The organism is Limnothrix sp. HT2024 (assembly GCF_059138625.1).
In genome coordinates, this window is sequence record NZ_CM181121.1 from 170,121 (window position 1) to 195,020 (window position 24,900).

General features: G+C 55.9%; 22 protein-coding genes. 5 read left to right on the forward strand and 17 right to left on the reverse strand.

Features of this window, described 5'->3' with window-relative positions:
* Positions 1 to 99: 99 nt before the first annotated feature.
* From AC2IAX_RS00690 to AC2IAX_RS00720, 7 genes are all read right to left on the reverse strand, one after another.
* Positions 100 to 351 (reverse strand): BolA family protein, encoded by a 252-nt coding sequence (locus AC2IAX_RS00690; protein WP_494388885.1) that lies wholly within the window; start codon positions 349 to 351, stop codon positions 100 to 102.
* Between the two features lie 151 nt (positions 352 to 502).
* Complete coding sequence (locus AC2IAX_RS00695) at positions 503 to 1,759, reverse strand: class I SAM-dependent methyltransferase (RefSeq protein WP_494388886.1); 1,257 nt, start codon at positions 1,757 to 1,759, stop codon at positions 503 to 505.
* Entirely contained in the window at positions 1,753 to 2,460 is a 708-nt protein-coding gene (locus AC2IAX_RS00700; protein WP_099535580.1) for a Crp/Fnr family transcriptional regulator, read from the reverse strand. The genes AC2IAX_RS00695 and AC2IAX_RS00700 overlap by 7 nt, the downstream gene beginning before the upstream one ends.
* Positions 2,461 to 3,098: 638 nt before the next feature.
* Complete coding sequence (locus AC2IAX_RS00705; protein ID WP_494388887.1) at positions 3,099 to 5,651, reverse strand: sugar phosphate nucleotidyltransferase; 2,553 nt, start codon at positions 5,649 to 5,651, stop codon at positions 3,099 to 3,101.
* A 443-nt stretch (positions 5,652 to 6,094) separates the two neighbouring features.
* The gene (corA, locus tag AC2IAX_RS00710) at positions 6,095 to 7,297 is read right to left on the reverse strand and encodes a magnesium/cobalt transporter CorA (protein ID WP_494388888.1); all 1,203 of its coding nucleotides are present in this window, start codon (positions 7,295 to 7,297) and stop codon (positions 6,095 to 6,097) included.
* A gap of 73 nt (positions 7,298 to 7,370) precedes the next feature.
* Positions 7,371 to 10,148 (reverse strand): S-layer homology domain-containing protein, encoded by a 2,778-nt coding sequence (locus AC2IAX_RS00715; RefSeq protein WP_494388889.1) that lies wholly within the window; start codon positions 10,146 to 10,148, stop codon positions 7,371 to 7,373.
* A gap of 128 nt (positions 10,149 to 10,276) precedes the next feature.
* Entirely contained in the window at positions 10,277 to 12,388 is a 2,112-nt protein-coding gene (locus AC2IAX_RS00720) for an S-layer homology domain-containing protein (RefSeq protein WP_494388890.1), read from the reverse strand.
* Here AC2IAX_RS00720 and AC2IAX_RS00725 point away from each other — a divergent pair.
* Positions 12,387 to 12,722: a hypothetical protein gene (locus AC2IAX_RS00725; RefSeq protein ID WP_494388891.1), complete on the forward strand. Its 336-nt coding sequence runs from the start codon at positions 12,387 to 12,389 to the stop codon at positions 12,720 to 12,722. The genes AC2IAX_RS00720 and AC2IAX_RS00725 overlap by 2 nt on opposite strands.
* On the opposite strand, the gene AC2IAX_RS00730 is transcribed toward AC2IAX_RS00725, so the two are convergent.
* Positions 12,681 to 13,091, reverse strand: coding sequence for a DUF4079 domain-containing protein (locus AC2IAX_RS00730; protein ID WP_494390451.1), 411 nt, complete (start codon positions 13,089 to 13,091; stop codon positions 12,681 to 12,683). The genes AC2IAX_RS00725 and AC2IAX_RS00730 overlap by 42 nt on opposite strands.
* A 257-nt stretch (positions 13,092 to 13,348) precedes the next feature.
* Between AC2IAX_RS00730 and AC2IAX_RS00735 the strand changes: the two genes are divergently transcribed.
* On the forward strand, positions 13,349 to 13,960 hold the full coding sequence (locus AC2IAX_RS00735) for a nitroreductase family protein (RefSeq protein ID WP_494388892.1): 612 nt from the start codon (positions 13,349 to 13,351) through the stop codon (positions 13,958 to 13,960).
* 125 nt (positions 13,961 to 14,085) lie between these two features.
* On the opposite strand, the gene AC2IAX_RS00740 is transcribed toward AC2IAX_RS00735, so the two are convergent.
* From AC2IAX_RS00740 to aroB, 6 genes are all read right to left on the reverse strand, one after another.
* The gene (locus AC2IAX_RS00740) at positions 14,086 to 14,823 is read right to left on the reverse strand and encodes a proteasome-type protease (RefSeq protein WP_494388893.1); all 738 of its coding nucleotides are present in this window, start codon (positions 14,821 to 14,823) and stop codon (positions 14,086 to 14,088) included.
* 257 nt (positions 14,824 to 15,080) lie between these two features.
* Positions 15,081 to 16,451 carry a cation:proton antiporter gene (locus AC2IAX_RS00745; protein ID WP_494390452.1) on the reverse strand — a complete coding sequence of 457 codons (1,371 nt, stop codon included), beginning with the start codon at positions 16,449 to 16,451 and terminating at the stop codon, positions 15,081 to 15,083.
* A gap of 208 nt (positions 16,452 to 16,659) precedes the next feature.
* Positions 16,660 to 18,333: a bicarbonate transporter BicA gene (gene bicA, locus AC2IAX_RS00750; RefSeq protein WP_494388894.1), complete on the reverse strand. Its 1,674-nt coding sequence runs from the start codon at positions 18,331 to 18,333 to the stop codon at positions 16,660 to 16,662.
* Positions 18,334 to 18,938: 605 nt separating this feature from the next.
* Entirely contained in the window at positions 18,939 to 19,688 is a 750-nt protein-coding gene (locus tag AC2IAX_RS00755) for a GUN4 domain-containing protein (protein WP_494388895.1), read from the reverse strand.
* Positions 19,689 to 19,698: 10 nt separating this feature from the next.
* Positions 19,699 to 20,748 carry an MraY family glycosyltransferase gene (locus AC2IAX_RS00760; protein WP_494388896.1) on the reverse strand — a complete coding sequence of 350 codons (1,050 nt, stop codon included), beginning with the start codon at positions 20,746 to 20,748 and terminating at the stop codon, positions 19,699 to 19,701.
* A gap of 129 nt (positions 20,749 to 20,877) precedes the next feature.
* Positions 20,878 to 21,978: a 3-dehydroquinate synthase gene (gene aroB, locus AC2IAX_RS00765; RefSeq protein WP_494388897.1), complete on the reverse strand. Its 1,101-nt coding sequence runs from the start codon at positions 21,976 to 21,978 to the stop codon at positions 20,878 to 20,880.
* A 131-nt stretch (positions 21,979 to 22,109) separates the two neighbouring features.
* Here aroB and petL point away from each other — a divergent pair, with 131 nt between their 5' ends.
* The gene (gene petL / locus AC2IAX_RS00770; RefSeq protein WP_494388898.1) at positions 22,110 to 22,205 is read left to right on the forward strand and encodes a cytochrome b6-f complex subunit PetL; all 96 of its coding nucleotides are present in this window, start codon (positions 22,110 to 22,112) and stop codon (positions 22,203 to 22,205) included.
* A 251-nt stretch (positions 22,206 to 22,456) separates the two neighbouring features.
* On the opposite strand, the gene AC2IAX_RS00775 is transcribed toward petL, so the two are convergent.
* The 3 genes from AC2IAX_RS00775 to sufR form a co-directional block, all read right to left on the reverse strand.
* Positions 22,457 to 22,894 carry a hypothetical protein gene (locus AC2IAX_RS00775; RefSeq protein ID WP_494388899.1) on the reverse strand — a complete coding sequence of 146 codons (438 nt, stop codon included), beginning with the start codon at positions 22,892 to 22,894 and terminating at the stop codon, positions 22,457 to 22,459.
* 163 nt (positions 22,895 to 23,057) lie between these two features.
* A complete protein-coding gene (locus AC2IAX_RS00780; protein WP_494388900.1) occupies positions 23,058 to 23,330 on the reverse strand; it encodes an NDH complex assembly factor CRR9 in 273 nt (90 codons plus the stop codon).
* A 273-nt stretch (positions 23,331 to 23,603) separates the two neighbouring features.
* Positions 23,604 to 24,278: an iron-sulfur cluster biosynthesis transcriptional regulator SufR gene (gene sufR, locus AC2IAX_RS00785; protein WP_494388901.1), complete on the reverse strand. Its 675-nt coding sequence runs from the start codon at positions 24,276 to 24,278 to the stop codon at positions 23,604 to 23,606.
* A gap of 18 nt (positions 24,279 to 24,296) precedes the next feature.
* Between sufR and AC2IAX_RS00790 the strand changes: the two genes are divergently transcribed.
* Both AC2IAX_RS00790 and AC2IAX_RS00795 read left to right on the forward strand, forming a co-directional pair.
* Positions 24,297 to 24,476: a hypothetical protein gene (locus AC2IAX_RS00790; protein WP_494388902.1), complete on the forward strand. Its 180-nt coding sequence runs from the start codon at positions 24,297 to 24,299 to the stop codon at positions 24,474 to 24,476.
* Positions 24,477 to 24,527: 51 nt separating this feature from the next.
* Positions 24,528 to 24,875: a ferredoxin-thioredoxin reductase catalytic domain-containing protein gene (locus AC2IAX_RS00795; protein WP_099535546.1), complete on the forward strand. Its 348-nt coding sequence runs from the start codon at positions 24,528 to 24,530 to the stop codon at positions 24,873 to 24,875.
* The last annotated feature ends 25 nt before the right edge of the window (positions 24,876 to 24,900 follow it).

Below are 24,900 nucleotides of genomic sequence, written 5' to 3' on the forward strand. Positions count from 1 at the left end.
CGCTTTCAGCATCTTCACTGGGCCATTTTCCAGAAACTTTTGGTTTCTAGAGGTTCTTCGTTCTCAGGAACTGCTGATGTTTGGCCCCGGTTGAGGCCCCTAAGCGGTGGCTTGTTGTGCGGCCCAGCTTTCGGGGGTAAAGGTCTTGAGGGCAAGGGCATGAAGCGCTCCGCTGCGGAGATCGTCATTCAGTGCGCCATAGACCAGTTGGTGTTGCTGGACACGGCTTTTGCCCGCGAAGGCCGCAGAGACAACGATCGCCTCGTAGTGGTCGCCGTCACCCGCAAGCTGAATTTCTGCGTCGGGCAGGGTGGCCTTGATGGCAGTTGTGATGCGATCGGGCGTGACCATGGTTGCTGTTCAAAGGAATGAAGATTGAATCCGTTTTTCGTTAGAAAATTACGGGATCTGATAACCCCGCCCCAAAAGGACGGCATTCTTGATTGTAGTCGGCCACTGGACAAGCGGCGCTGGAACCGGGCGATCGGGCTGGAGATTCCCCCTAGACAAAGCCCAGACCCATGGGTTCTTGCAGGCCTTTGAGGGGAGGATCGATCGCCTCCGGTGGCAGGTTCTTACCCTGAATTAGAACCCCAAAGTTGCCGAGACCCGTGGGATCGATGAGGCGGTGCAACACATCCCGACGATGCAAAATTTTCTGAAAATCCATCGTCTGGGCGATCGCCCCGCCCTGGCTGAGGGCCATCAATCGATCGCCCAAGCCAAGGGCCATTAAAAACAAACTTTGGCGCGTGAATCCTAGGGTTTGCAGGCCCTGCTGTTCGCCCCAATGTTGCAGGGCGCTGAAGTCCACGTGGGCCGTTAAGTCCTGCTGGCCCGGCAACCAGTAGGGGTCGTTGTGGTGGGCGTGGCGGGTGTAACACTGGAGCGTGCCGCCCGATCGACTGGGGTGGTAAAACCGCTGGGCCTCGTAGCCGTAGTCAATGGTGAGCAGATAGCCCGATCGCAGCCGCTCGGCCAAGGTTGCCAGCCAGTCCAACGCCGCCAAGTTCACCTCGGTGCAATAGCCTTCGGGATAAGCACCCCGGGCAAAGTCAATGTTGAGGGTCTGAAAATAGGTGGCTAGCCGCTCCGTGGACAGGGGCCCCACGCGATCGCTCAGGTGTCCTTCCGAGGCGGTGACGTAACATTCTTGGAGCTGCCCCCCTTGCCAAATCACCCGATGAACAGGGAAAGCATCCACCAATTCATTGGATAAAAAGCAGCCCATGATCGAATTGGGGGCGATCGTCTCCCAGGTGGACCAAACGACCCGATCGCCCGCCGCCGCACAGGCCGCCAAGCGCGATCGCTGCACGGCCCTGAGGGCTGGCGAAATTTCCACAATTCGATAGGTCGTGGCGGCCCAACAGCCTGGATGGGCCGTTTGCAAATGGGTGAGCAAATCCGCCGCCATCACTCCCTGGCCGGCTCCCATTTCCACCAGGTCAAAGGCAGGCGGGCAACCCAGCCGCGCCCAACATTCGGCCACCTGATCCGCTAAAAGTTCCGCAAAATCGGGGCAGAGGTGGGGCGAGGTGACAAAATCGCCCTGGGGGCCAATGCCAACCCGATCGCCCGATCCCGCGTAGTAGCCCACCTGGGGGTCATACAGCACCAGGGCCATGTAGTCGGCAAAGGTAATTTGGCCCCCGGCGGCCGCCAGGCGATCGTGCAAGGCCTGGGCCATGGCCGGGGCGATCGGGGGCGGATCTCCGGCCGCGGTTTCGGCTAGCCCGTGGCGCGACCAACCTAGCAAATGGTGCGCTCCAAGGCGTTCAAACTGGGGATTCGCAGCACATCCCCATCCCGTTCAATCAGGCTCTTTTTTTCCAGCTTGGTCAGCACCCGGGTCACGGTTTCGCGGGCCAGGCCACTGAGGCTGCTCAGTTCGCGATGGGGCAAGTTGGGAATTTCCACGCCCCGATCGCTGCTGCGGCCCTGGCCCTCCGCCAAAAACATCAAAATATCGGCCACCCGCGATACGCTGTCGGATTCCCGCAATCGCAACCGCCGGTTCACCTGGCGTAATCGCCGCCCCATCAGTTGGGCCAACTTGATGCCCGCCTGGGGTTCTGTTTCCACCAGGGTGATGAAGTCCTGGGCGGGAATGCTACCGATGGTGGTGGGGGCCAAGGTAATGGCATCGGTCGATCGGGGCACTTCATCGAGGGCCGCCATTTCGCCAAAAATTTCACCACGACCCAGAATGTTCAGGGTTACTTCCTTGCCTTCCAGGTTGTAGGTGCGGATTTTGACCCAACCTTCCAAGATGAAGTACACCGAACCGCCCCAGTCATTTTCCAACAGAATGACTTGGTTCGATGGGTGGGTGCGGGTGACAACGTGGGCAGTAGCTAACTCGACGGCATCACGCGGCAGCGCCCGAAAAAACGGAGCCGATTCAATGAGCCGCTCAATGTCCGCATGGGTGTCACGGGAGGTGGGACGGTCTTCCATGGGGTGATCGCGAGAGTCATTCACAGAATACTCGATTGTGCCGAGTTTGGTGGCGACTGAATGCTACGGAATGCTACCGGTTTCTGGGTGGAATCCCAATTCCAGTGATTTGTTTGTATTAATTGTTACTTGGGTTGTGGCAGGAGCTGCGGAGGGCTGGCCGCAGCCAAGGCCTGAATCAAGATTTCAGCCAAGATCCAGCTATTAGGGTGAGCGTTGTTCACGACTCCCTAGCCAAGGCAACATCTATCCCCAAGTTGCTGATTCCTCTCTCCCAAAGGGCGATCAGAGTTGTTGAGAAATGAGTCGCAGGTGGACATTGCCCACCCTACTAGCGCGGCAAGCTTATGTTGATCGGTCAAGTCAAATGATGGTTGTCGTGACCTGATCGTTAGGTGGCAAGGGGCTTAGGGTTTGTCATCGTTGAACCCGAAACCCTAGATCTACCGTTAGCGGATCGTGGGGGACAAGGGGCTTAAGCCCCTTGTTACGACGATTAGGACATGGAAAATCAACCGTTTCAGCATCACCTTGAAAAATGGCGACATCCCCTAGGCCCCTTGTTACAACGACTGACTCCGCAACTTTAACCCAATCAATTAAGGCAGCCGCGCTACTACAAGTTGAGCGAAAATCCGCTAGGCCAAAACCCGGTTTTCAAACTCCACGACTTCTTCAATGCCCCGATCGCGCGCAATGAATTCCTGCACCAATTGGCGATAGTCCCGCAGGGTCAGTTCCACCCATTCTCGACTGGGGCTATCGGCAATTAAATGCACCAGGGGTTCACTGGCATCGGGCAGCACCAGGATCCAACTGTCCCGTGCGCGATCGTGCACCTTAACCCCATCAATCATTTCCAAGGTGCTGGGTGAGTGGGATTCAACTAAGTGGCGCATTAGGGATCCCTTCACCGTCCAAGGACAGCGAACAGTGAAGTATTTGTGATAGATACGGGGCAAACTATCGGCTCGTAAATCCGCTAGGGTTCGCTCTTGAATGGCCAATAATTCAATCAGTTTGGCAACGCAGAACATCGCATCAAACCCCGGATGCAATTCTGGGAAAATGAAGCCCATATCTCCACTGCCGCCGAGCACCACATTGGGATAAGCGCGACAGGCTTCCATCAGGGCGGTGGGATTACATTTGGTGCGGATGACGCGGCCATCATGGCGGCGGGCAATTTGCTCGATCGCCCCGGAGGCCCGTACAGGAACCACCACGGACGATCGAGGATGGGCCGCCAACACTGCTTCCACCAGCAACGCCGTGAGTGCCTCCCCACGAATCAGACCACCGGCCTCGTCGGCCAAAATTAACTGCTCCCCATTGGCCAAAATTTGGGCCCCAAAGGTGGCGGAAATCGCTTCCACCACGCGGCCTAGCTGCACCAACAGGGCCTCTCGACCATCGGCATCGGCCACCATTTGGGTCAAGCTGGCATTCAGCACCACCGCTTCGCAACCAAACTTACTCAGTAATTGGGGCAAAATCGCCCCAGAAACAGAATAGGCATAGTCCACCACCACCTTGGCGTTGCTGTAGCGAATGGCCTCTAGGTTGAGGTGTTTTTCAAAACAACTGCGGTAGATTTCAAGGGTTTGGCTGGGGTAAAAAACATCGCCAATTTCGTCAATTTGAACCCGGCGCAAATCTTCTTTGAAATAGGCCCCTTCGATTTTTTTCTCTTTGCCTTTGGAGAGGTTAATCCCCTTGTCGTCAAAAAATTCAATGGCGGCGCGATCGGGGCGATCGGGATCAATGCGCACATGCACACCGCCCACCACTCCCAAGGTGGGCACAACGCTACGAGCCACGGGAATCGGCGTGGCTTCCAGGTTTTGGACATTGACCCCCACGGACATCAGGCCGGAAATGAACGATCGCGTCACCATCCGCGAGATGCTGCGTTGGTCGCGCGAAACGGTCACCTGTGCGCCCGGTTGCAGGGTGGAACCATAGGCGGCTCCCAGCTTGACGGCAAATTCTGGCGTGATGTCAATGTTGGCTAAGCCAGCTACGCCGCGTTGACCAAATAGGTTGCGGTGGGCGGTTTGGCCCCAAATTAAATCCAGATTGAGGATGGCTCCCGACTCAATGTGCTTGCTGGGCCAAACGCGCACCAGGCTGTTGATTTGGGACTCTTCGCCCACCATGGACAGGGAGCCGATCGCCACGCCTTCAAACACCCGGGCCCGGCGATCGATCCGCACCCCTCGGGCGATCGTGCAGGCGTAGAGGTGGGCTTCTTCGCCAATGATCACCCCGTTCCAAATGATGGGGCGCTTGAGATCCGCTTCAGCACCGATCGTGACGTTATCGCCAATCACCGTGCCGGATTCGATCGTGGCGCGGGGGCCAATTCGGCAATTGTGACCAATTAAGACAGGGGGCAAAATTTTGGCGCGATCGTCGATCGCGGTATTTTCACCCACCCACAAACCCGGCGCAATCATTTGATAGGCAAAGTCCAGTTTGACCTTGCCGTGAAGAGCCGCATAGTGGGCTTCGCGGTAGGTGTCTAAATGCCCCACATCGCACCAATAGCCCTCAGCAATGTAGCCATAAATAGGTTCTCCTTCGGCCAGAAGTAAGGGAAACAAATCTGTGGAAAAATCTGCTTCCTGATTGCGGTCTAAATAGCGCAAAACTTCCGGTTCGAGAATATAAATTCCCGTGTTGATCGTGTCGGAAAAAATTTCGCTGGCTGATGGTTTTTCTAGGAAGCGAACGATGCGCTGATCCCCATCCACAATCACTGCTCCAAACTCGATCGGGTTGGGAACCCTTGTCAACACTAGGGTTGCTTTCGATTGTTTCTGGCGATGGAAGTCAATCGCGGCCTGTAGGTTAAAGTCCGTGATGCTGTCGCCACTAATGACCAAAAACGTGCTACTGAGCCATTCTTCAACATTTTTCACGGAACCGGCGGTGCCAAGGGGTTGATCTTCCTCAACGGCATAGCTTAAGCGCACCCCAAAATCTGCTCCATCCTGAAAATAGTCCCGAAAAATATCGGGCAAATAATGCAGGGTAGCGATAATTTCAAAAATTCCGTGGCGCTTGAGCAGGTTGATAATATGTTCAGCGATCGGGCGGTTCAAAATTGGAACCATTGGCTTGGGTAAGTCACAGGTCAATGGGCGCAGGCGCGTTCCAGAACCACCAGCCATTAACACTGCGCGCATAGCCACCTCCCGATCGGTGATTGCAAAATCCAGATCAATCGTGATTTGTGCCGAAATAGGGGCCCGCAGCAAGAAGTTTTGGGCTTAATTGCACAAAGTGCGGCTACTGCCCGATCGGCTGAGACTTAAACCGGTTCAGTTTCATTATGGCCCGGTTCCTCGATCCCGGAGCCGCTCGATCGTGCTTCGCAATGGTGGGGTCGATCCTCAATCCAGATCGCTCTCGATCCGGATCACCCTTAACCCAGATTTTCCCATGGCCCGAGCGGTCACAGTCAGCGGATGTCTGAGAAGCATCTTTCAGTACGGGCCAAGCATCAATTATCGTGGGGGCAAGGGGCTTAAGCCCCTTGTTTGCGTTGATCGCTGGAGCATACAGAGTAGCAATTTTGGCTTTTCAGACATCCTCTCAGTGACCACAATCAACAGCACCCACCAAGGCCTTAAAAAGAATTCTTAAACCAGCCTCTTCGCCAAAAATACAGCACCAACCCACAGGCAGTGACAATCATCACTAACCAACAGACAAGATAGCCATAGCGCCAATTCAGCTCTGGCATATTCCAAGGCGAAGTTTCGGTGTTGAAATTCATGCCATAGATCCCCGCCAAAAAGGTAAGGGGAATAAAAATTGCCGAAACAATGGTTAACACCTTCATGATTTCATTCATGCGGTTGCTAACAGCGGACATGTATAAATTCATCAAGTTCACGGTCAATTCTTGATAGAGCGTGACTACATCCAAAATATCCGTTGCATGTTCATAACATTCCTGTAAATAGGCCCGCACATCTTGAGTGATCAGGGGATGTTGTTCACGCATCAACAGGGCGATCGCGTGGGTTTGGGGAGCCATCCAACGCCGCAGGGTCAATAAATCACGCTCAATCATATAAATTTCGCGCATTAGTTTGCGATCGGGTTCAAACAAAATGGCGCATTCCAATCGTTCAATTTCCTGACCGTAATAATCCATGGCGGGATAGCACCCATCCACGATCGCATCCAAAAGGGCACATAGCAAATAATCGGATCCCATGCGTCGAATAATTCCCCGATCGGTTCGCAGGCGTTCTCGCACGGGTTCTAGGGCATCGTGCTCCGATTCTTCTTGCACGGTCACAACATAATTACTGCCCAATAAAAGGCTGACTTGTTCTGTAAAATAACCGCCCCCTTTGCCCCTGGGCGACAACATATGCACCAACACCAAAATCCGATCGTCCTCAAATTCCACCTTGGGCCGTTGGGGCACATTGGCAATGTCTTCCAGGGTGAGGGCATGGAGGCGAAACACTTGTCCCAACTGGCGCAACACGTCCTCAGAACCCAGCCCTTGCACATCCAACCAAGTGACCGATCCGGAGTCGAGCAGGGGTTCACAGTCAGTGGGGGCGGCCAAAAGTTGCCGTTCCCAGTGGGTGCGACTGTAATCGATGGCGATTAACTCCGACGGAGCGGCATCGGGGTCAATCCGCAATGTTCCCGGAGTACTGCCGGGTTCTTCGGCAAAGAAGTCTTCGGCTCCGTCCTGGGTCCAAGGAAAAACGGCGGGCGACAAGATTTGCGCGGGAATGCTAAATAGCTTGGAGCGCCGCTGGCTGCGCCAGAGCTTGAGGCGACGGGGAATGGCTTGGAAAGGCATGGGAATTTTGATCGGGTTTGCACCCCCATGTTGCCAAAATCACCCCAATTGCCAAGGGGGAGCCGATGAGATCTCAAGTGGGCAGGGGAGCAGGTTGGCTGATCATGTCGGAGTTCAGGGGCTTGAGCCGGCCGCTGGCGACCAGGGCTTGGTAAAGCATGACGACGACTTCCGCCCGGGTTGCGGTGCGATCGGGGTCAAATCGTTGGGGATCGGGATAATTCACCAGCAACCGACGACGCAGGGCGGTGGCTACCTTGGGTTGGGCCCAAGTGGGAATGGCAGCGCGATCGCTCAAACTATCGAGCACCGCCACGGCTTCATCGGCCCACTGCAACCCGCTCACCAAGGCCACGGCCACTTGCAGTCGCTTGAGGGGGCCATCGGGCTGGAATTGATCGGCCCCCATACCCGAAAGAAACTCAGCCGCATAGGCCTGCTCAATGGCGCGATCGGCCCAGTGGCCTCGGGGCACATCCCGAAATGTCTTGGCGGATCGGCGGGCCAGGGGTTTGATGGCGGCAGTCACCAGCACGGCAAATTGGGCCCGGGTCATGGGGTCATTGGGGCGAAAGCTGCCGTCTTTGTAGCCGCTGATCCAACCCTCGATCGCGAAGGCTTCCACAAAATGCCGGGCCCAATGCCCTTCCAAATCCGCAAACAGGGGCAGGGTGCTAGGGTCGATCGGCTGCACAATGTGCTCGGAGTTCAGCGGCGGAACTGCCCCCCGCGCCGCCAGGGCCTGGTGAATCAGGGTGGCCAACTCTCCCCGAGTGAGGGGATCTTGGGCCCGAATCTGGCGTTTTTGAGGATAGTTCACCACCATGCGCCGCTCCGTGGCCGTGGCGATCGCCCCCGTTGCGTAGCTGGGAATGGTGGCCCGGTCTTGGTATAGCCCCAGCAGTTTCAGATCGCCCGCCGGTAACCCCAAACCATTCACCAGGGCGGTCATGGCATCGCCGCGCCGAATTTCCGCATTGGGCAAGAAGCGATCGCCCTGATAGCCCGTTAAGAATCCCATGCGCCAGGCCTTTTGCACCGCCCCATGGGCCCAATGGTTGCTGGGCACATCCACAAACGCTCGCTCCGCCCGCCGCAGGGGTAAATCAAACGCCCGGCCCAACACCGCCGAGAACTCCGCCCGGCTGATGGTGTTGTTGGGGCGGAAGGAGCCGTCTTCATAGCCCCCCATCACCTTGCGATCGCGCAGGATCTGAATGAATCCCTTTGCCCAGTGATCGGACAGATCATCGATCGGATCGGGCTGCGGAATCGGCAACGGATCAGGAAACATGTCCTTTTCAAAGTCTGCAAACTTTTGGGAGAGGGCCTGCCCAATTCCGTAAATGGTCGGCAACTGTCCCCGCGTTTTCAAAACCTGATTGACTTCCACGTTGGTCATATCGGCCAGGTTTCGCCCCCCTTGAATGGCGATCGCTGCCGCAATCCCCAGACCTTGGCCCACCCCCGCATTCAACTCCACAATCCGCCCGGCCGCCGGGGCAATGCCGAAATAACCAGAAGCCGGACTCACCACCGCCACATTGGGCACGGATTTGGAAATGGCGTGGCGAATGCCGTAGTTAAACACCGGTACAGGTTCCGCCAAAAATTGCAAACTCTTGTGATTTTTAGCCAGTGCTTTTTTGCCCAGGCCAGGGATGCCGCCCCGCACATCGAACTTGTAGCAGAAGGTGCCCAGGGCCTCACGGGTGGGCAAACCGCCCGCCAGCATTTGGGCCCCGGAAAACGGGTGAATCGGATCCACCATGCTGCCCGCATAGCGGATGTATAGTTCATGGGCCGGGGTCACGGTGATTTGTTGCCCAAAGCTCTTGAGCCACCGACTCACGTGATCCACCTCCTGCTGCATCCGGGCGGTGGGCAGACCGGCATTTTGGGCCAAGGCTTCCGCTTCGTTGGCGGTCACAAAACAAAGCAGCGCGTTCCAGGACATGCGCCCGCCCGGCAACACAGCAATGTTCGGTGAGTCGAGGACAAATTTGGTTTGCTCCAAATTCCAGGCAGTCCCGCGATAGGCGTGATAGAGCACCGATAACACATGGCAGCGCACATCGATGTAGTCGGGGCCAACCACCATGGTCATTGGTCGGCCGGCACTATCCTGCATTCGGGAGATGAACCACTGCACGCGCTTGGGATCGCCACCGGCTGCGATCGAGAGATATTTTTGGGCTTCGGCATCCTTGGGATTACAGAATCGTTGAATCCAACCCGCTTCGGCCCGGCGCAGGAAGTCTACGGTGAGGCCCTGGGTCTCGAAAACCAGCGAAACCGGCAGGGCCGACTCCGGTAGCCCCAAGGTGCCAAAGCCTCGGACGGTGAGGCCTCGGGCCCTTTGCAAGAGACCCGCATTCACGGTGGAATCGATGAACTGCTTGGCTTGGAAGGTATCGCCGTCATCGGTGGTGATGGACAGGAGCCGATCGCCCGTTTTTTGGACGCGGGCGATTTTTGCCTGATCAACAATATCCACGCCCGCTTCCAGCAGCATTTCCCGCAGGGCCCGATCGCCCTTGCGCCAATCGAGGCCCACTTCCACCACGCCCGATCGCTGCAAGAACTCTTGATAGAGGCTGGCGGGATCGCCATAGAGACCCATGCCATATTGTTCCCGGAGCTTGGGGGCCAAATGGGTGCGGTCTAGGTAGCACAGTTGCCCCCGGATCAGGTGGCCACCCACGCCATAGCTGGTGTCACCGGCCGTGAGCAGCAGGGTTTTGAGTTGCTGACCGCCCGATCGGGCCCGATATTCTCGGGCCGCCGCCACCAGGGCCAGAACCCCTGGCACTTCATCACCGTAACCAATCAGGTCATAGTCCCGAGTCATGGCAGGATTCACCGACGTTGCTTTGCTGGATTGTTGGGCTGGATTACTGGGCTGGATTTCTGAACGGGATTTCTGGGCTGTGGCGTTGCGGGGGGATCGAGGATCCCTTCCCCTCCCCCCCGATCGGCCTAAGCCGAAAGAACGTAGGGAGAATTAATGGCCGTTAAAGATCCATCCCGATCGCGCAGGGCCTGGTACAACATGGCCGCCACCTCCGCCCGCGTCGCAAACCGTTCGGGAGCAAAGGTATTGGCACTGGGGTAACTGACCAACGCCTTGCGCTTCAAAACGGCAGCCACCTTGGGCCGGGCCCACTTGGCCACCGCTTCTCGATCGCTTAGGGGAGCCAAATCCGCCTCCGTGCCGTCCGGCCAATCCAAGCCACTGGCCAGGGCCACGGCAATTTGCACCTTTTGCAAGGTGGCATCGGGGCTGAAGGTGGTTTCCGACGTGCCAGACATGAAGCCTGCCCGGTAGGCCTGCTGAATCGCCGCATTGCCCCAGAAACTGGAACTCACGTCCGTAAACGTTTTGCCCGGTCGCTCGGCCGGTGGATTAAAGACCTTGGCGATCGCGCTGGCAAACTGAGCACGGGTCATGGTGGCATCGGGCCGGAAGGATCCATCGGGGAAGCCCCCGATTAGCCCCCGATTGGCCAAGGCCTCGATGAACGGTTCTGCCCAGTGGTTGCGCGTGTCCGTAAAGGCCGGCAACTTCGTATCGGGCTGCACAATGTAGGGCGATGTGAGGGCCGGCGCTTGGTTCAGCAACACCCGTGCTTGATAGATCAAGGCGGCCACTTCAGCGCGGGTGATGTCTTCCAGGGGGCGCAGGGCGTTCAGTTGGGGATAATTCACCACCAAGCGATTGGCGGTGGCCGTCGCGATCGGGTTGGTGGCGTAGCTGGGGATCTGCGCGCGATCGGCAAAATTCCCCAACAGATTCAGCGATCCACCCGACAGGCCCAAGCCATTGGTAATCGACAACAGGGCTTGGGTGCGGGTCAAGTTCTGGCCCGGGCGAAAGCTGTTGTCGGGGAAACCGGAAATGAAGCCCATTTGGCTGGCCTTGGCGATCGCCCCGATCGCCCAAAAACCCGCTGGCACATCACTAAAACCAATGGGAGGTTTGACCAGGGGGCGATCGAACGCCTTCACCACCAGCGCCGCATATTCCGCCCGCGTCAACTTGTTATTGGGCCGAAAAGAGCCATCTTCAAACCCCTTCACCACTCCCTGGCTGATCAAAGCCCGAATAAACGCCTCTGCCCAGTGGCCCTTCAAGTCATCGATCGGGGTGGGCACGGGAATCGGGGTGGGCGTGGGCGTGGGCGTGGGGTCGGGAGACGGAATTGGCACAGGCGTGGGCGATGGCGACACCGAACCGGACGAGGACACAGCCCCCAACACCGTTCCAATCTGGTTCCCAACGGCCATGATCGTATTCGTGGTGGCGTTCTGAATGTCGTACTTGCCATTCGCCCGAAACACATTATTCCCCGGCTGTCCGGCGCTGCCCAAGTCCGGCAAGGCCTGATTGATCACCGTCAGGCCGTCATCTCGATTGTTCTCGATCGTGTTGTTGCGCAAAATGGGGCGGGCCGTTTGGGAAGCCACCACGCCGCTACGGTTCCCCGTAATCACATTGCCGCTAATGGTGGGGCTGGCATTGCCCCCCACCGCAATCCCAAATCCCGTATTTCGGAAGGTGTTGCCGCGAATTGTGCCGCTGGAGTTCCGGTCGATCGACAAGCCATTACCGGAGTTGGTTTCAAACAAATTTCCTTCCACCAGGGGCACACTGGAGCCGCTGACGAACACCCCTTCTCGGTTGGAGTTCACAAACGTGTTGTTGGCGATCGTGGGGCGAGCCGACTCCACCCAAGCCGCCGTTCCCCGCGTTTCCGGATTAGTCGCCGTCACCCCCCGCAGATGGGCATCGTCCGTTAACAAAAAAAGGACATTTTGACCCGCAAAGGTGGGGCTAACATAGCGACCACTGCCCCGCACCAGAACGCCGCTGCCCTTCGTGCCTTCGTTGCCCACCACGGTCACCCCCGAAGGAACCGTCAGCGGAAATTCTTCGCCGCTGGTGCTGCTGTAAGTTCCCGCAGCCAATTGCACCCGATCGCCCGCTTGGGTTTTGCGCAGGGCCGCCGCAATGGTCTTCAGCGGCGCACCCTGGGATCCATCAGCGCTGTCATTACCGCTGGTCGGGTTCACATAAAACGTTTGTGGCATGGTTGATATCGATGCTGTATTAACAACGGATGAAGGTGCTGCGGCCCCGGGCGAGGCGATCGCCCTTAAACGCCCTTCAACGCAGGTGGCGCAAGTTTGGGCCCAATTTGGCCATGGTAACGTTGCGATCGCCCGGACGGGCAGGGGGGAGCCGGCCTCCAAATTGGTGGCCACCCGGTCTCGATCGGCCCCGGAGCCGGGGCCCAAAAAAACCGGCGCGATCGCACCGGCCGCCTACACAGGATCCATAGGGTTCATCAACGGCACTCTGTCTTCCGTCAGCAACCCGCACCTAAAAGTTCTGCAAAATGCGCTGGAAAATATCCATTCCTGAAACCGCCTGCCAGCCAAACAGTCCCACAATTGCCACATTCAAACCAATGTGGGCATAGCGGGCCCAATCTTGACCCTTTTGCATCAACGGCGAAAGGGCCGCCGACACAGCAATCAGCCCCGTCATCCCCAAGCCCGCCAACAGATGCGGCCCCACAAACAGCTTGTTGTTATTGATATAGGTCGCTGCCATCCCCCCGATCGTCCCCAACACCATCAGCGCCAAAATCAACGAGCCGATTTGGTAGTGACGATTGGCAAACTTCCTTTTAATCAGCTCCTTGCGCACCTCCGCCTCCGCTGTCCGAGTCCGACGGGCCTGGACTCCCAAATACAGCGCATAAACCGTCAGACCCAACAACACCCACATCAAAATCGGGTGAAACAAATTCAGATAGGGCTTAATGTCTTCGGGAATCAGATTCACGGTGTTTCTCCTCTTCGTCGCAGTTGCGGGCAATGTTACTAAACTTAACGCAGGGTGAGGAGAAATTTTCGTCGGTTTCGTTCCCCGATTTGATTTCCCCACCCTGAGCTTGGGCCAAAGTCGCTAGGAGGCGGCCCATGGCCTTGGCGACCCGCAGCTTTCCCTTCAATTGAGTCGATTCACCCCATTCAGGACAGCTTATGGATACCCTGACCGCTATTCAGCAACGTCGCGCCGTCAAGCATTACGACCCCAATCATCAAATGTCTGAAGCGGAAATTCAGACCCTGATGGAGCATGTGTTGCTCTCGCCCACATCGTTCAATATTCAAAATTGGCGATTTGTGATTGTGGATGATCCCGAATTGCGCCAACAAATTCGGGCCGCCTCTTGGAATCAAGCCCAAGTGACCGATGCGTCCCTGTTGGTGTTGTTGTGTGGAAATTTGAACGCTTGGCAACAGCAACCGGAACGCTATTGGCAAAACGCCCCCGAAGCAGTTCGCCAACAATTGGTGCCGATGATTATTCAGTTCTATGAGGGAAGCGAGGCCCTGCAACGGGATGAAGCGATGCGTTCCTGTGGAATTGCGGCCCAAACCTTGATGTTGGCTGCCAAAGCCATGGGCTACGATACCTGTCCAATGATTGGTTTTGATCCCCAGGCGGTTGCTGACATTATTCAGCTCCCGGCCGATCATCTAATTGGCATGATGATTACGGTAGGCAAGGCCGTGCAACCGGCGCGGGAACGGGGTGGCCAATTGCCCCTTTCAGAGGTGGTGATTCGCAACCAATTTCCCAGCGCTTAACTTTACCTAGTAGCGCGACAGGCTTAATACATTGGGTCAAAGTTGCGGAGCCAGTCGTGGTAACAAGGGGCTTAAGCCCCTTGTCTTCGATGAGTTGTGATGAGAATGAGTTGTGATGAGTTGGGTTAGTTGGTATGTTCCCACTCTAAATCGGGCATTTGATCAAAGGCCTTGCGCAAAGAAGCAGCCCATTCTTGCCCCACTTTGGTCAAGTAGGGATCGCCCGCCGGTAGCCGCAGCCGATGGCGAATTTCAAAGGAGTCTTTGCGATACATCACCATGTTGATCGGGGGGCCAACGGAAATATTGGACTTCATGGTGGAGTCTAGGGAAAGCAAGGCACACTTGGCCGCTGAGTTGAGGGGCGTGTTGAAGCTGACGGTGCGATCGAGAATGGGCTTTCCATACTTAGTTTCCCCAATTTGCAGAAATGGGGTTTCTACCGTGGCATGGATAAAATTGCCTTGGTTATAAATCAAAAATAGCTGGGGGCCTTCATCGCGAATTTGTCCCCCCAAGAGCAGATTTCCCGAAAAATCCACATTGTCTTTCCGCAGCCACTCAGAATGTTCTTGGTGAATTTTGCGGAGGGTTTGACCCACATAATGGGCCAGGTCATACATGCTGGTGAGGGAGTGGAGCGTGATGCTGGCTTGATTTTTTAAATCCTGTTCAAGATGACTAATAACCGATTGCGTGAGAGATAAATTCCCGGAGGTGCAAACAACAACCACCCGATCGCCTGGCAAAGAAAAGTCAAATAACTTTTTATAAGTGGAAACATTATCAACACCGGCATTAGTGCGCGAATCGGCGGCCATCACCAATCCTTCCTGGGTAACAATGCCAAGGCAATAGGTCATAACGGCTTAGGACTCATTGTTCGACTGCCTGAATCTACCAGATTTTGGAAAAAGTGAGGGATTGCCCAACGCCCGATCGCCCCAATCATCGATCCCAAAAGCCAACAGAAAAGCCAAGGCCAAGCAAAAAAAATCGGGAGCCAAGGCCCCCGACGGTGATCCAGTTTGATGATGAGCAATCAATTGCAATCGATGGTGATCAGTGGCAATTGTTGCTTAGAGAATTTCGAGAACTGGGCGAATCGCTGAAAAAATCCCTAGGGGGTTGATTCGCTGGTGCTCGATTCCTGCTGCCCAAAGGCCACTCGCAAGAACGGCGGAGCCAGGAAGGTGGTCAAGATCACCATGATGATGATCGACACTTCCAGGGGCTTGCTCAACACACCACTGGCGGAACCGATGCCCGCAAACACCAGACCCACTTCGCCCCGGGGAATCATGCCCACCCCGATCGCCAGGCGGTTAATGCCCGGTTGCCCAAACACGGCCCAGCCGGTCACCAACTTGCCCACGATCGCCACAGCCACCAAGAACACGGCAATCAGCAGGCCGGCCCGGTTTTCGGGAACGGCCGGGTTCAGAACACCCAAATCGGCGCGGGCCCCGACCGTCACAAAGAAAATGGGCACCAGCAAATCCGCGATCGGCTTCACCAATTCATCCAGCTCATTGCGGGCATCGCTTTCATCCAACACCAACCCAGCAGCAAAGGCTCCCAAGATGGCTTCCAAATGAATTGCGTTGCCTAAAAACGCCATGAAGAAGGCAAAAATAAAGGCCGGAATCACGATGTTGCCGCGTGTTTTCAGCGTTTCGACGGTCTTCACAAAAAACTTGTTAAATACACCGCCCAGGAAAATGGAGCCAAACAGAAACACCGTGGAGCTAACAATCAAATAGATCACGTTGCCGGTGTCAATTTCGCCAGTCTTGGCCAGGCTGGCCACCACGGCCAAAACCACGATTCCCAGCACATCATCAATCACCGCCGCGCCGACGATAATTTGTCCTTCCTTGGATTTGAGCTGGTTCAACTCCGACAGGACTTTGGAGGTAATCCCGATGCTGGTGGCGGTGAGGGCCGCACCCGCAAAGATGGCGGGAATGGCGGGCACACCAAAAATAGTCATCAGCCCCGCAGTGCCCGCAACAAAGGGAACAACAACTCCAACGCAGGCTACAACAGTGGCCTGAATGCCCACTTCTTTGAGTTGCCGCAGGTCGGATTCCAGGCCGATTTCAAACAGCAATACAATCACGCCCAATTCCGCCAGCACGGAAATGACTTCGCTTTGGGAGCTAAAGATATCCGTGACGGCTTCGGGCGTGAGGGTGTTAATCAGGCTGAGGGCCTGCATCACGATCGAGTCATTGGCCGTCAAGCCCCCTTCCGGGAACACGATCAGGTGCAGTGCCGACACCCCAACGATCACCCCGGCAACCAGTTCGCCCAAAACGGGCGGAAAGTCCAATCGCTTGGCCACTTCTGAGCCAAGTTTGCTGGACAAATAAATGATCACCAAAGACAACAGCACGCCAGCCAAAACGATCGGGGAGTTTTCAGCTTCGGCGGTGGCCAGCAGGGGCCCAAACAAGGGAACAAAATTGCTTGGAGCGATGCCATCCATCCGCGTGATGAAAGCCGCCAGGGTTTCCTGTAAGAACATGGATTTGGTTGCGAAGTTTAAGAACAATCACTCCAACTGGGAGCTAAGGGTGGGCAGGTGGTGGGCCTGCCCACGAATCATGAACGGCTCATAGGGACTGAGTGGGCTGGAAAAGCAGGGGGAGAGCGGGGAATCGCTGTTTTTCCTAGCCTAACGATTCCGGCCAAACTTAGGCTAAAGTCGGCTCGGGGCTTTGAACTGAGGCAACGGCAGCTTTGAGGGCCGCGGTCCGATCGTCGATCAGATGTTCCGCCAAGACCAGATCCATCAGGCCCAACCGTTGCAAACGACGCTGGATCTTCTCGCTGGCTCCGACGATATAGATCTGCAAACCTCGATCATGGGCATCGCGGATTGCATTCTCGATCGCCAAGGAAGCCGTTACCCCCAGCAAAGGCACATCGCTGAGATCCATCACCAATGCATCTCCCTCATGCATGGCGTTATGCTCCCGAGCGATCGCTTTGGATAAACCAAAGATCATCGGCCCACTGAGATAGAACAGCAGAACTCGGCCCTGTCCCCGATCCAACAACCGCTTTTGCTCGTCCGTTAGGCGCACATCATCATCGGTGTCTGTGATTAACTTCACCTCTTGTGATTGCAGTTCGCTCAGGCGTTCGATCGTCAAGATGTTGGCGATAAACACACCCACGCCCACAGCCACAATCAGATCCACAAACACAGTCAGCAGCAGCACGCCGTACATAATCAGCGAGCCTCTGACGGACACCACGTGCGATCGCTTCAGGAAGCTCCAGTCCAAAATGTCGATCCCCACTTTCAGGGCAATCCCTGCCAGCACCGCCATTGGTACCGGCTCCGTGAAGCGAGCCGCCCCCAGCACAACCACCAACAGCACCAGGGCCCTTGTCAGGCCTGAGACCGCCGTGGTTGCCCCGGTTTGGATGTTCACCACCGTGCCCATCGTTGCCCCTGCGCCGGGTAAACCACCGCATAGGCCAGAAACAATGTTGCCAATACCTTGGCCAATCAATTCCTTATCAGACTTGTGTTCTGTCCGGGTCAAGCTATCAGCCACCACCGCCGTTAGCAATGTGTCAATGCAACCCAGCATTCCCAACATCACACCATCCACCAACATGGTTGTGAGTTGATCTGGGGTGAACATTGGCAAGCGCAATTGCGGCAAGCCCATCGGAATTTGCCCCACATCAATGATGCGGCGAATTTCCGCGTCTTTGAACACCGTCAATGAAATAACCGTGCCAACGACCAACGCGACCAACTGCGGCGGTACAAGCTTCTTCAGCTTTTTGGGCATCAAGAAAATGATCGCCAGCGTCAGGGCCCCTAGAATGGCCTCTGCGGGAGCTATTTTGCTCAATAGCTCAGGAATCGCCAACACCGTTCCCAGCACCCCACCCTTCGGAGCGGCTTGGCCCAAGAAGGGGGGAATTTGCAAAATGATTAGGATTACCCCAATCCCAGACATGAAGCCTGAAATGACGCTGTAGGGCATCAGGGTGACATATTTTCCGAGTCTAAAAATTCCAAAAATAATTTGGAATAAACCGGCCAACATCACCACTGTAAAGGCCATGGCTAACCCATTTTCAGGGTTTTGGGCCGTTAGACCTGCCACAACCGAGGTCATGACCACCGTCATCGGCCCCGTTGGTTCTGAAATTAGGGTTGGAGTGCCGCCAAAGAGGGCTGCAAAAAAACCTACACAGATAGCACCATAGAGGCCTCCGATCGGGCCAATACCCGAGGCCACGCCGAAAGCCAGGGCTAAGGGCAACGAAACGATTGCGGCAGTAACACCGCCAAATATATCGCCCCGTAAATTGTTAAATCGAATTAGGTTTGTCACAGTCATAAGCAGTCAGTGCTGACCATAAAGATTGAAAAGCTAGACATGGGATCAACATGACAGAGATGAAATGCTTCAGCATTCCAGGCTTTGTGTATTGAACGATTGAAGCCAGCTTGCTATCACAGTCTATTAAGCAAATAATCATGATTTCTAATCATTAAGTTTTGTATTGCTCAAGAGCAACGGGGATACGCAATTTAGCTTTTTTAATCTACGCCAAAGGAATCCCTCGTGATCGCTTAAAAATCACTCTGTGGTCAATATTTCTATTGAAAAATCTTTGACGGCTGATAGCTATGCTCTATTTCTCGAAATGAAGCACAATTTGGCTCTGTTGGGATGGTAATCGGATACCAATCACTCAATTAGTGATTTTTATCACCCCACCAAGGCAGCATTGATAGTTACAGACTGCAAGACCCAGTGGCAATTCTTAAGCGGCTTTGAATTGCCACTGCTTTTGATTCAACAATTGAAAAGAAGGGTCATTGTTACAGATGCAATTTTTCAAACGAATAAGTTTTTATACCTATCAATCTGGATCTTTAGGGGGCTTTGACGAAGGGGTTTACAACCAAGGCCATTAGTTGTCTAAGTGTCTAGTCTCCTCAGCCATCGGTCTGAGCCAGGCGATCGAGCAGGGCGGCTAACAGGCTCGATACGGGAACGGCTCCTAGTCCATAGCAGGCGCGTTTTGTCCAAACAATGGTGGGTAAATGGCCGATGGGCGCATCGTTGCGGAAGGAAAGTTCGTCGGAGTAGCACCAGGATTCACCTTTGCGCCAACCCACCCGATCGCAAAATTGCCCATAGTCGCCTTGGGCCGCTTGCCAGGCGGCTTGTTGGGCTGTCCAGCCAAACCGCCCACCGCTCCAGTAGGTCCAAAGATGATTGATGGTGGCTAAGTCCGTGAGCGGGAGGTTTTGGAAATCGTCGGGGGTGAGGGGAGCCTGGGGCGATTTGCCCAAGGCCGCTAGCAAATAGTCTCGGGTGGCGGTATCGGCGGCTGACCATTGTCCATTGCCGAGCAGGTCATTGAGGGGGAGGTAATCAAACCCAATTGCGGAGGCCAGGGGTGCGGGTTCGGGGTCGATCGGGACGGTGGGCAAGGTATTGAGCTGTTGCTCGATCGCCCCTAATTGATCGCCCAAGGTTTGCAACTGCTGTTCCAGGGTTGTCTGTCGATCGAGCAGCAGATCTAAGGATTGGGCATGGCGATCGTGCCACTGCCACAGGTAATGCTGAAGCTGATCCAAGGAGGGTGATAAATCGGGTTTGGGCGATCGCCAAGCAGCACGCCCCCACCAGCCGATCGCCCCGCCTAGTCCTAGGCCAATCAGTAGGGCGATCGGATCCATTCAGTTGGCCCTAGGAGGGGTTTTTGGCCTGTCGCCAAACCTGCCAGCCCATGTAGCTCAAAACGGCGGTGGCCGCGAGGGCATAGCCAAGACCGCTGGGCATTCCGGAAAAAGCCAGAGCCAGGGTGCCCACCCACAGGGTCAGGGCGTAAATAAACAAAACGGCCGCCCGATGGGACAGGCCGGCATCCAGAAGGCGGTGGTGTAAATGTCGCTTGTCGGCAATCCAAGGCAGCTTGCCGTTGCGCAGGCGATCGAGAATGACCGCCGACATATCCAGCAACGGAACCGCCAGGATCAGGTAAGGCAGCAGCACAGAAGTGACGGCGGTTACCTTTACCAGGCCGATCGCCCCAACCCCTGCCAGCACAAAGCCCATAAAGTAGGCTCCCCCGTCTCCCATAAAGATTTGGGCAGGATTGAAGTTGTAGCGCAAAAATCCGAGGGCCGCGCCCGCCAAGGCCGCAGCAATCAGGCCCACGGCTGGCTGGTTCATAAACAGAGCCACAAACATCATGACGGTGGCGGAAATGCCGGAAACGCCGGCCGCCAGCCCATCCAGACCGTCAATCCAGTTGATGGCGTTCACCATGCCCACTAACCAGAGGACGGTGATGGGCAAGCTCAGCCAGCCCAATTGCACCAGGCCCAAGCCAGGAATTGTGAGGAAATCGATGCTAACGCCCACATGCCAACAGATGGTGGCGACGGCGGTTTGGATGGCCAGGCGCGTGAAGGGAGAAAGGCCATAGAGGTCATCCGCCAGCCCGATCGCGAAAAAAGCGATCCCGCCCCCTAAAACGCCAATAATTTCATTGATTTTGTGGGAGCTGGCGGTTTCAAAGCCGCCGAGCCACCACACCAGGCCAAGGGCCGCGATCGCGCCGCAAAAGATTGAAATTCCCCCCAGCCGAACCATGGGGCGATCGTGCATTTTACGCTCGTTGGGGAGATCAAAGCGCCCAGTTTTGAGGCCCGCAGCCCGGACGATCGGCGTTGTCCACATCACAATGGCCGCCGCCGCCAGAAACGCAATGAAATGAAACAAATACGGGAACATGGGGCTACCAACGTTTCAGAATGCAACGAGAACCCGCGTCAGGCAGAGTCTACTACATTTGGCCGAACACTGACCGAACCCGGGAAAAGCCAGCATCCAGCCAGAGACCGGTGCTCAGTGACCCCACTATCAACCCTGTAAGGCTCGCAGCACTGGGTACAACACATCGGCGGGGACTTGATCAACCATTTCAACGGCTCCGATCCGAGTGGGCAAGATGAAGCGAACTTTGCCGTCTTTGACTTTTTTATCTAACAACAGGGAGTCGGCGATCGCCTCCGGATCCAGGCTGGCAGGCACGCGATCGGGCAGGGCCGTTTTTTGGATCACCGCCAGTTGGCGGGCACAGTTTCCCCCATCCCACAGGCTCATTTTGGCCGCCAACTCGGCCGCCGCCACCATCCCGATCGCCACGGCTTCCCCATGGTTCACCAATCGATAGTTAGTTAATGACTCGATCGCATGGCCGATCGTGTGGCCATAGTTGAGAATGGCCCGCAAGCCCCCTTCCTTTTCGTCCTGGGCCACCACATCGGCCTTGGCTTGGCAGGATCGCTGCAAAATCTCACCCAACAGGGGTTGAATGGCGGCAAATCGATCGAGGCGCGGGGCCGCTTCCAGCCGATCAAACAAGTCTGGATCCCAGATAATGCCGTACTTAATCACTTCCGCCATGCCCGCCCGCAGTTCCCGCCCTGGCAGGGTGGCCAACACCTCGGGATCAATCAACACCAGCCTCGGTTGGTGAAAGGCCCCAATCAGATTTTTGCCCCGGGGATGGTTAATGCCGGTTTTGCCCCCGATCGCGGCATCCACCATGGCCAACAGCGAGGTGGGCACTTGCACAAAGGCGATGCCCCGCAACCAAGTGGCGGCCGCAAACCCGGTCATGTCGCCAATCACTCCGCCGCCCAGCGCCAACATGACGCTCGATCGCTCCAAACGGAAATCGAGAGCCGCATCGTGAATTTTTTGGAGAGAGCTGGGGGTTTTGTACCGCTCGCCAGCAGGCAAAATGCAGCTTTGAACTTGGTAACCCGCCGCCCGCAGGGACGTGATCACCCGATCGCCATAGCGCTTGAAGATTTGCGGGTTTGAGACCAGCAAAACCTTGGGATTGGTTTGGGTCGATCGCTCGCGCATCCAATCGCCCACATGATCGAGCAAGCCCGCCCCGATCGCGATGTCGTAGGCATTTTGGGGTAAATTTACGCGAATCGTAGCGGCCATAACCCAAAGCGCAACTGCGCCAGCAACAGTGAACGAACGGCAAAAAACCAGAGCGGGCCGTATTTTAGCGCGGGATGGTTCAATGGTTAGGGACTAACCCATTTTTCAGAATCCATTGGGAGGCTTGGCCCATGTCTGGCGTAATGACTTATTTCATCTTCTTTGGCGGCATGTTGGGCGTGGCAGCGGGCATGATGTTCACCCTGCGGGCCATCAAGCTGATCTAGATTTAATCTCGGTTTGATCGAGTCGGTTTGATCGAGATCGAGCAGATCTGGGTTAATCGAATGGGTGACAGCCCTGATTCTTCCACAGCAAGATTGTGGGCTGACAAGATGATGGGGGCAAGGGGCTGAAGCCCCTTGTCTGTTTTTTTGGGGTTGGCCTTTTTAAGGATGGGGATCGATTTGAACTTGTGCCTACTCAAAAGGCATCTCTTCCGTTCCTGATCGATCGGTGCAGTCTTAATTGTGTCGTTCTAGAGGGCAGGGGCCGAAGCGGTGACGGAGCTGCCCAAGTTGGGTCGAGAGCGAACCGCTTTCCCAATAATTGCCCCATTCATCACCAAACAAACCACCGCCAACGACAGCAACACATAGGTCGGAGCCATCACCACGCCCACCGCAAACCAGGTCGCCACATGCAACACCATCAAGGTAGCGTAAAGACTGCCGACCAAACCAATCACCAGTCGATCGCGCAGGGGGCGATCGATCACCATCATCACCAGCGCTTGAATCGTTGCCAACAAATTGGCCGGCACCAGAAAGGCACAGATTTGGACACAATAGCCCCGTGAAAATTCACTGGCAGGGCTGGTTTGCAAGGCAGAAAACCCAAACTGCCAACTTGTTTGGATCGATTGAGATAGGGCGTGATGATCGTGACCCAGAAGGGTGTGCAGCCAGTCAAGCATGGTGGTGGTGTAAATCGGGAATTAGAGTTGGGATTAGAGTGGGAATTGAACTTAAATTGAACGTGAAGTTAAAGCTCAAAGGGAAATTGAAAGGCAATTCAAAAGGACATTAGACCCAAAATCTATCAAAAACAGACCCGCCAAAACAGGTCTGTAAACCGATTTAAACATCCCACTTCAGCACTGTCGCATCAATTCCCTGCTCGCGCTTGCGCTTTGCCTCGCGCTCAAACCAAGCAATCACCTGATCATGGGTTAACGCTTCGATCGCCACGCCCTCGTCCTCGGCAATGTAGCGCAGCAGTTTTAAAGACGAGAGGGTCAACCGCGTTAAAAACTTTTCAGGCTGAGACAACAGAGCCGCATCGACCTTTGCAGACTCTTCGGGGGTCAAAAACTCCAAACCCTGAGGATTCATCGGATTGTTCAGCGGCATAGGCATCGAGGCGGACGGTTTCCATCGCGATCGCTTGGCTCAGTTCACCCAGGCTTGGGAGACAGCGCCCGAGAGGCAATGGGCGGGCTGGAATGGGTGGGATTAACAGGCGGAGTTGAACAGGCGCGATGCAATCGGCAACCCCCCGCTAGTTAACCTTAGCCCGATTTCTGACCCGATCGCTCCCCTCAATCGCCCCTTCTGTTGCACCTCTCATATGTCGCACCTCATATGAGTGTGGGGCCGGGGATTGTGGGGCCGGGTGGGGCGAGCCTAGTTGACGCGGGTCGCGGGGGTGGTTTCCGACTCTTGGATGGAGTAGCCACAACGGTGCTCGCCGCCCACAATCCAGTGGGTGCGCTCCACCTTGCAGCCCTGAAGGGCGATCGCAAACATTTCCAACTCATGGGCGCAAACGCCGGGATAGGACTCGGCCACAGTGGAAATGGCGCAGTTGTGTTCCACCAGCAGATAGCGCGGGTGACCCTCGGCTTCCGGCTCGATCGCTTCCCACTCAGCCATGTAGCCCTCGGCGCGGCGCAAGTCCACCAACCGAGCCACCCGATCGCGCAAATTCCCCGCGCCCAGATGTCGTCGGTAGTCCAACGCCTTGCGCACCCACTGTTGTCGCAGCAGGGACTGCACTTGATCATTCCCGATCGTTTCGGTCAGGGTGTGGAGCAAGTCCACGGCAAATTCATCGTAGTTGTCGGGAAACTGCGATCGCCCCGCCGGACTCAACCGGTAAAGGTGCTGGGGACGACCCGTGCCGCCCCTGGCCGCCTCGTGCAAAATCAGCCCCTCGCTTTCGAGATCCTTCAGGTGGCGACGGGTGGCCTGTGGACTGATGCCCAGCGCCTCCGCCAACCGTTGGGCCGTGGCCTCGCCCTGCTGGAGGAGGTATTTCAAAATGTCATGCTTCGTGGACGCTTGCTGAAGAGCACTCATTCGCTCAGACCGTGGATCGTGGATTGGGCAGCATTCGGCAGCGGCAGCCAGTCGATCGACCGTGAATCGGCCCGTTCAAAACAACCGGTTAAGAAAACAGCCTATTGTTATATTCTGGCCTCGATCGCTCAGGCTTTGACAACTTTTGCGTTGCTAAAGTACGCTAAAAACGATTACGCAACAATCAAGTTGTTTTAGCAATCAAGGTCATTATACAAACCCCACCGTTAATTTCTAGAGACCGCCGACATGGACAATGCAACGACCCACGCCAGCGAAAAGAGCCTTGATGCGGTTCGGAAGTTCGCTGAAAGCTACGCCAAACGTACTGGCACTTACTTTTGCGCTGACCCGGGCGTGACCGCTGTCGTGATCGAAGGTCTCGCCCGTCACAAGGACGAACTCGGCTCGCCCCTTTGCCCCTGTCGGCACTACGAAGATAAGGAAGCCGAAGTGGCCGCTGCCTATTGGAATTGTCCTTGCGTGCCCATGCGCGAGCGCTATGAATGTCACTGCATGTTGTTTCTAACCCCTGACAATGACTTCCGGGGCGAGCAGCAGGAAATCGGTCTCGACGAAATCCTAAACATGCGCTAGCGCTGCCCACTCCCGCGATTTTCCG

Excerpts from the sequence above, each read along its gene's own strand:
- AC2IAX_RS00780 (WP_494388900.1), bottom strand. The coding sequence starts at position 23,330 with ATGCCGCTGAACAATCCGATGAATCCTCAGGGTTTGGAGTTTTTGACC.
- AC2IAX_RS00755 (WP_494388895.1), bottom strand. The coding sequence starts at position 19,688 with ATGGATCCGATCGCCCTACTGATTGGCCTAGGACTAGGCGGGGCGATC.
- AC2IAX_RS00690 (WP_494388885.1), bottom strand. The coding sequence starts at position 351 with ATGGTCACGCCCGATCGCATCACAACTGCCATCAAGGCCACCCTGCCC.
- corA (WP_494388888.1), bottom strand. The coding sequence starts at position 7,297 with ATGCCTTTCCAAGCCATTCCCCGTCGCCTCAAGCTCTGGCGCAGCCAG.
- AC2IAX_RS00740 (WP_494388893.1), bottom strand. The coding sequence starts at position 14,823 with ATGACCTATTGCCTTGGCATTGTTACCCAGGAAGGATTGGTGATGGCC.
- AC2IAX_RS00795 (WP_099535546.1), top strand. The coding sequence starts at position 24,528 with ATGGACAATGCAACGACCCACGCCAGCGAAAAGAGCCTTGATGCGGTT.
- AC2IAX_RS00700 (WP_099535580.1), bottom strand. The coding sequence starts at position 2,460 with ATGGAAGACCGTCCCACCTCCCGTGACACCCATGCGGACATTGAGCGG.
- AC2IAX_RS00735 (WP_494388892.1), top strand. The coding sequence starts at position 13,349 with ATGGATACCCTGACCGCTATTCAGCAACGTCGCGCCGTCAAGCATTAC.
- petL (WP_494388898.1), top strand. The coding sequence starts at position 22,110 with ATGTCTGGCGTAATGACTTATTTCATCTTCTTTGGCGGCATGTTGGGC.
- AC2IAX_RS00705 (WP_494388887.1), bottom strand. The coding sequence starts at position 5,651 with ATGCGCGCAGTGTTAATGGCTGGTGGTTCTGGAACGCGCCTGCGCCCA.
- AC2IAX_RS00760 (WP_494388896.1), bottom strand. The coding sequence starts at position 20,748 with ATGTTCCCGTATTTGTTTCATTTCATTGCGTTTCTGGCGGCGGCGGCC.
- AC2IAX_RS00715 (WP_494388889.1), bottom strand. The coding sequence starts at position 10,148 with ATGACTCGGGACTATGACCTGATTGGTTACGGTGATGAAGTGCCAGGG.
- sufR (WP_494388901.1), bottom strand. The coding sequence starts at position 24,278 with ATGAGTGCTCTTCAGCAAGCGTCCACGAAGCATGACATTTTGAAATAC.
- AC2IAX_RS00720 (WP_494388890.1), bottom strand. The coding sequence starts at position 12,388 with ATGCCACAAACGTTTTATGTGAACCCGACCAGCGGTAATGACAGCGCT.
- AC2IAX_RS00745 (WP_494390452.1), bottom strand. The coding sequence starts at position 16,451 with ATGGATGGCATCGCTCCAAGCAATTTTGTTCCCTTGTTTGGGCCCCTG.
- aroB (WP_494388897.1), bottom strand. The coding sequence starts at position 21,978 with ATGGCCGCTACGATTCGCGTAAATTTACCCCAAAATGCCTACGACATC.
- AC2IAX_RS00725 (WP_494388891.1), top strand. The coding sequence starts at position 12,387 with ATGGTTGATATCGATGCTGTATTAACAACGGATGAAGGTGCTGCGGCC.
- AC2IAX_RS00730 (WP_494390451.1), bottom strand. The coding sequence starts at position 13,091 with ATGTGGGTGTTGTTGGGTCTGACGGTTTATGCGCTGTATTTGGGAGTC.
- bicA (WP_494388894.1), bottom strand. The coding sequence starts at position 18,333 with ATGACTGTGACAAACCTAATTCGATTTAACAATTTACGGGGCGATATA.
- AC2IAX_RS00775 (WP_494388899.1), bottom strand. The coding sequence starts at position 22,894 with ATGCTTGACTGGCTGCACACCCTTCTGGGTCACGATCATCACGCCCTA.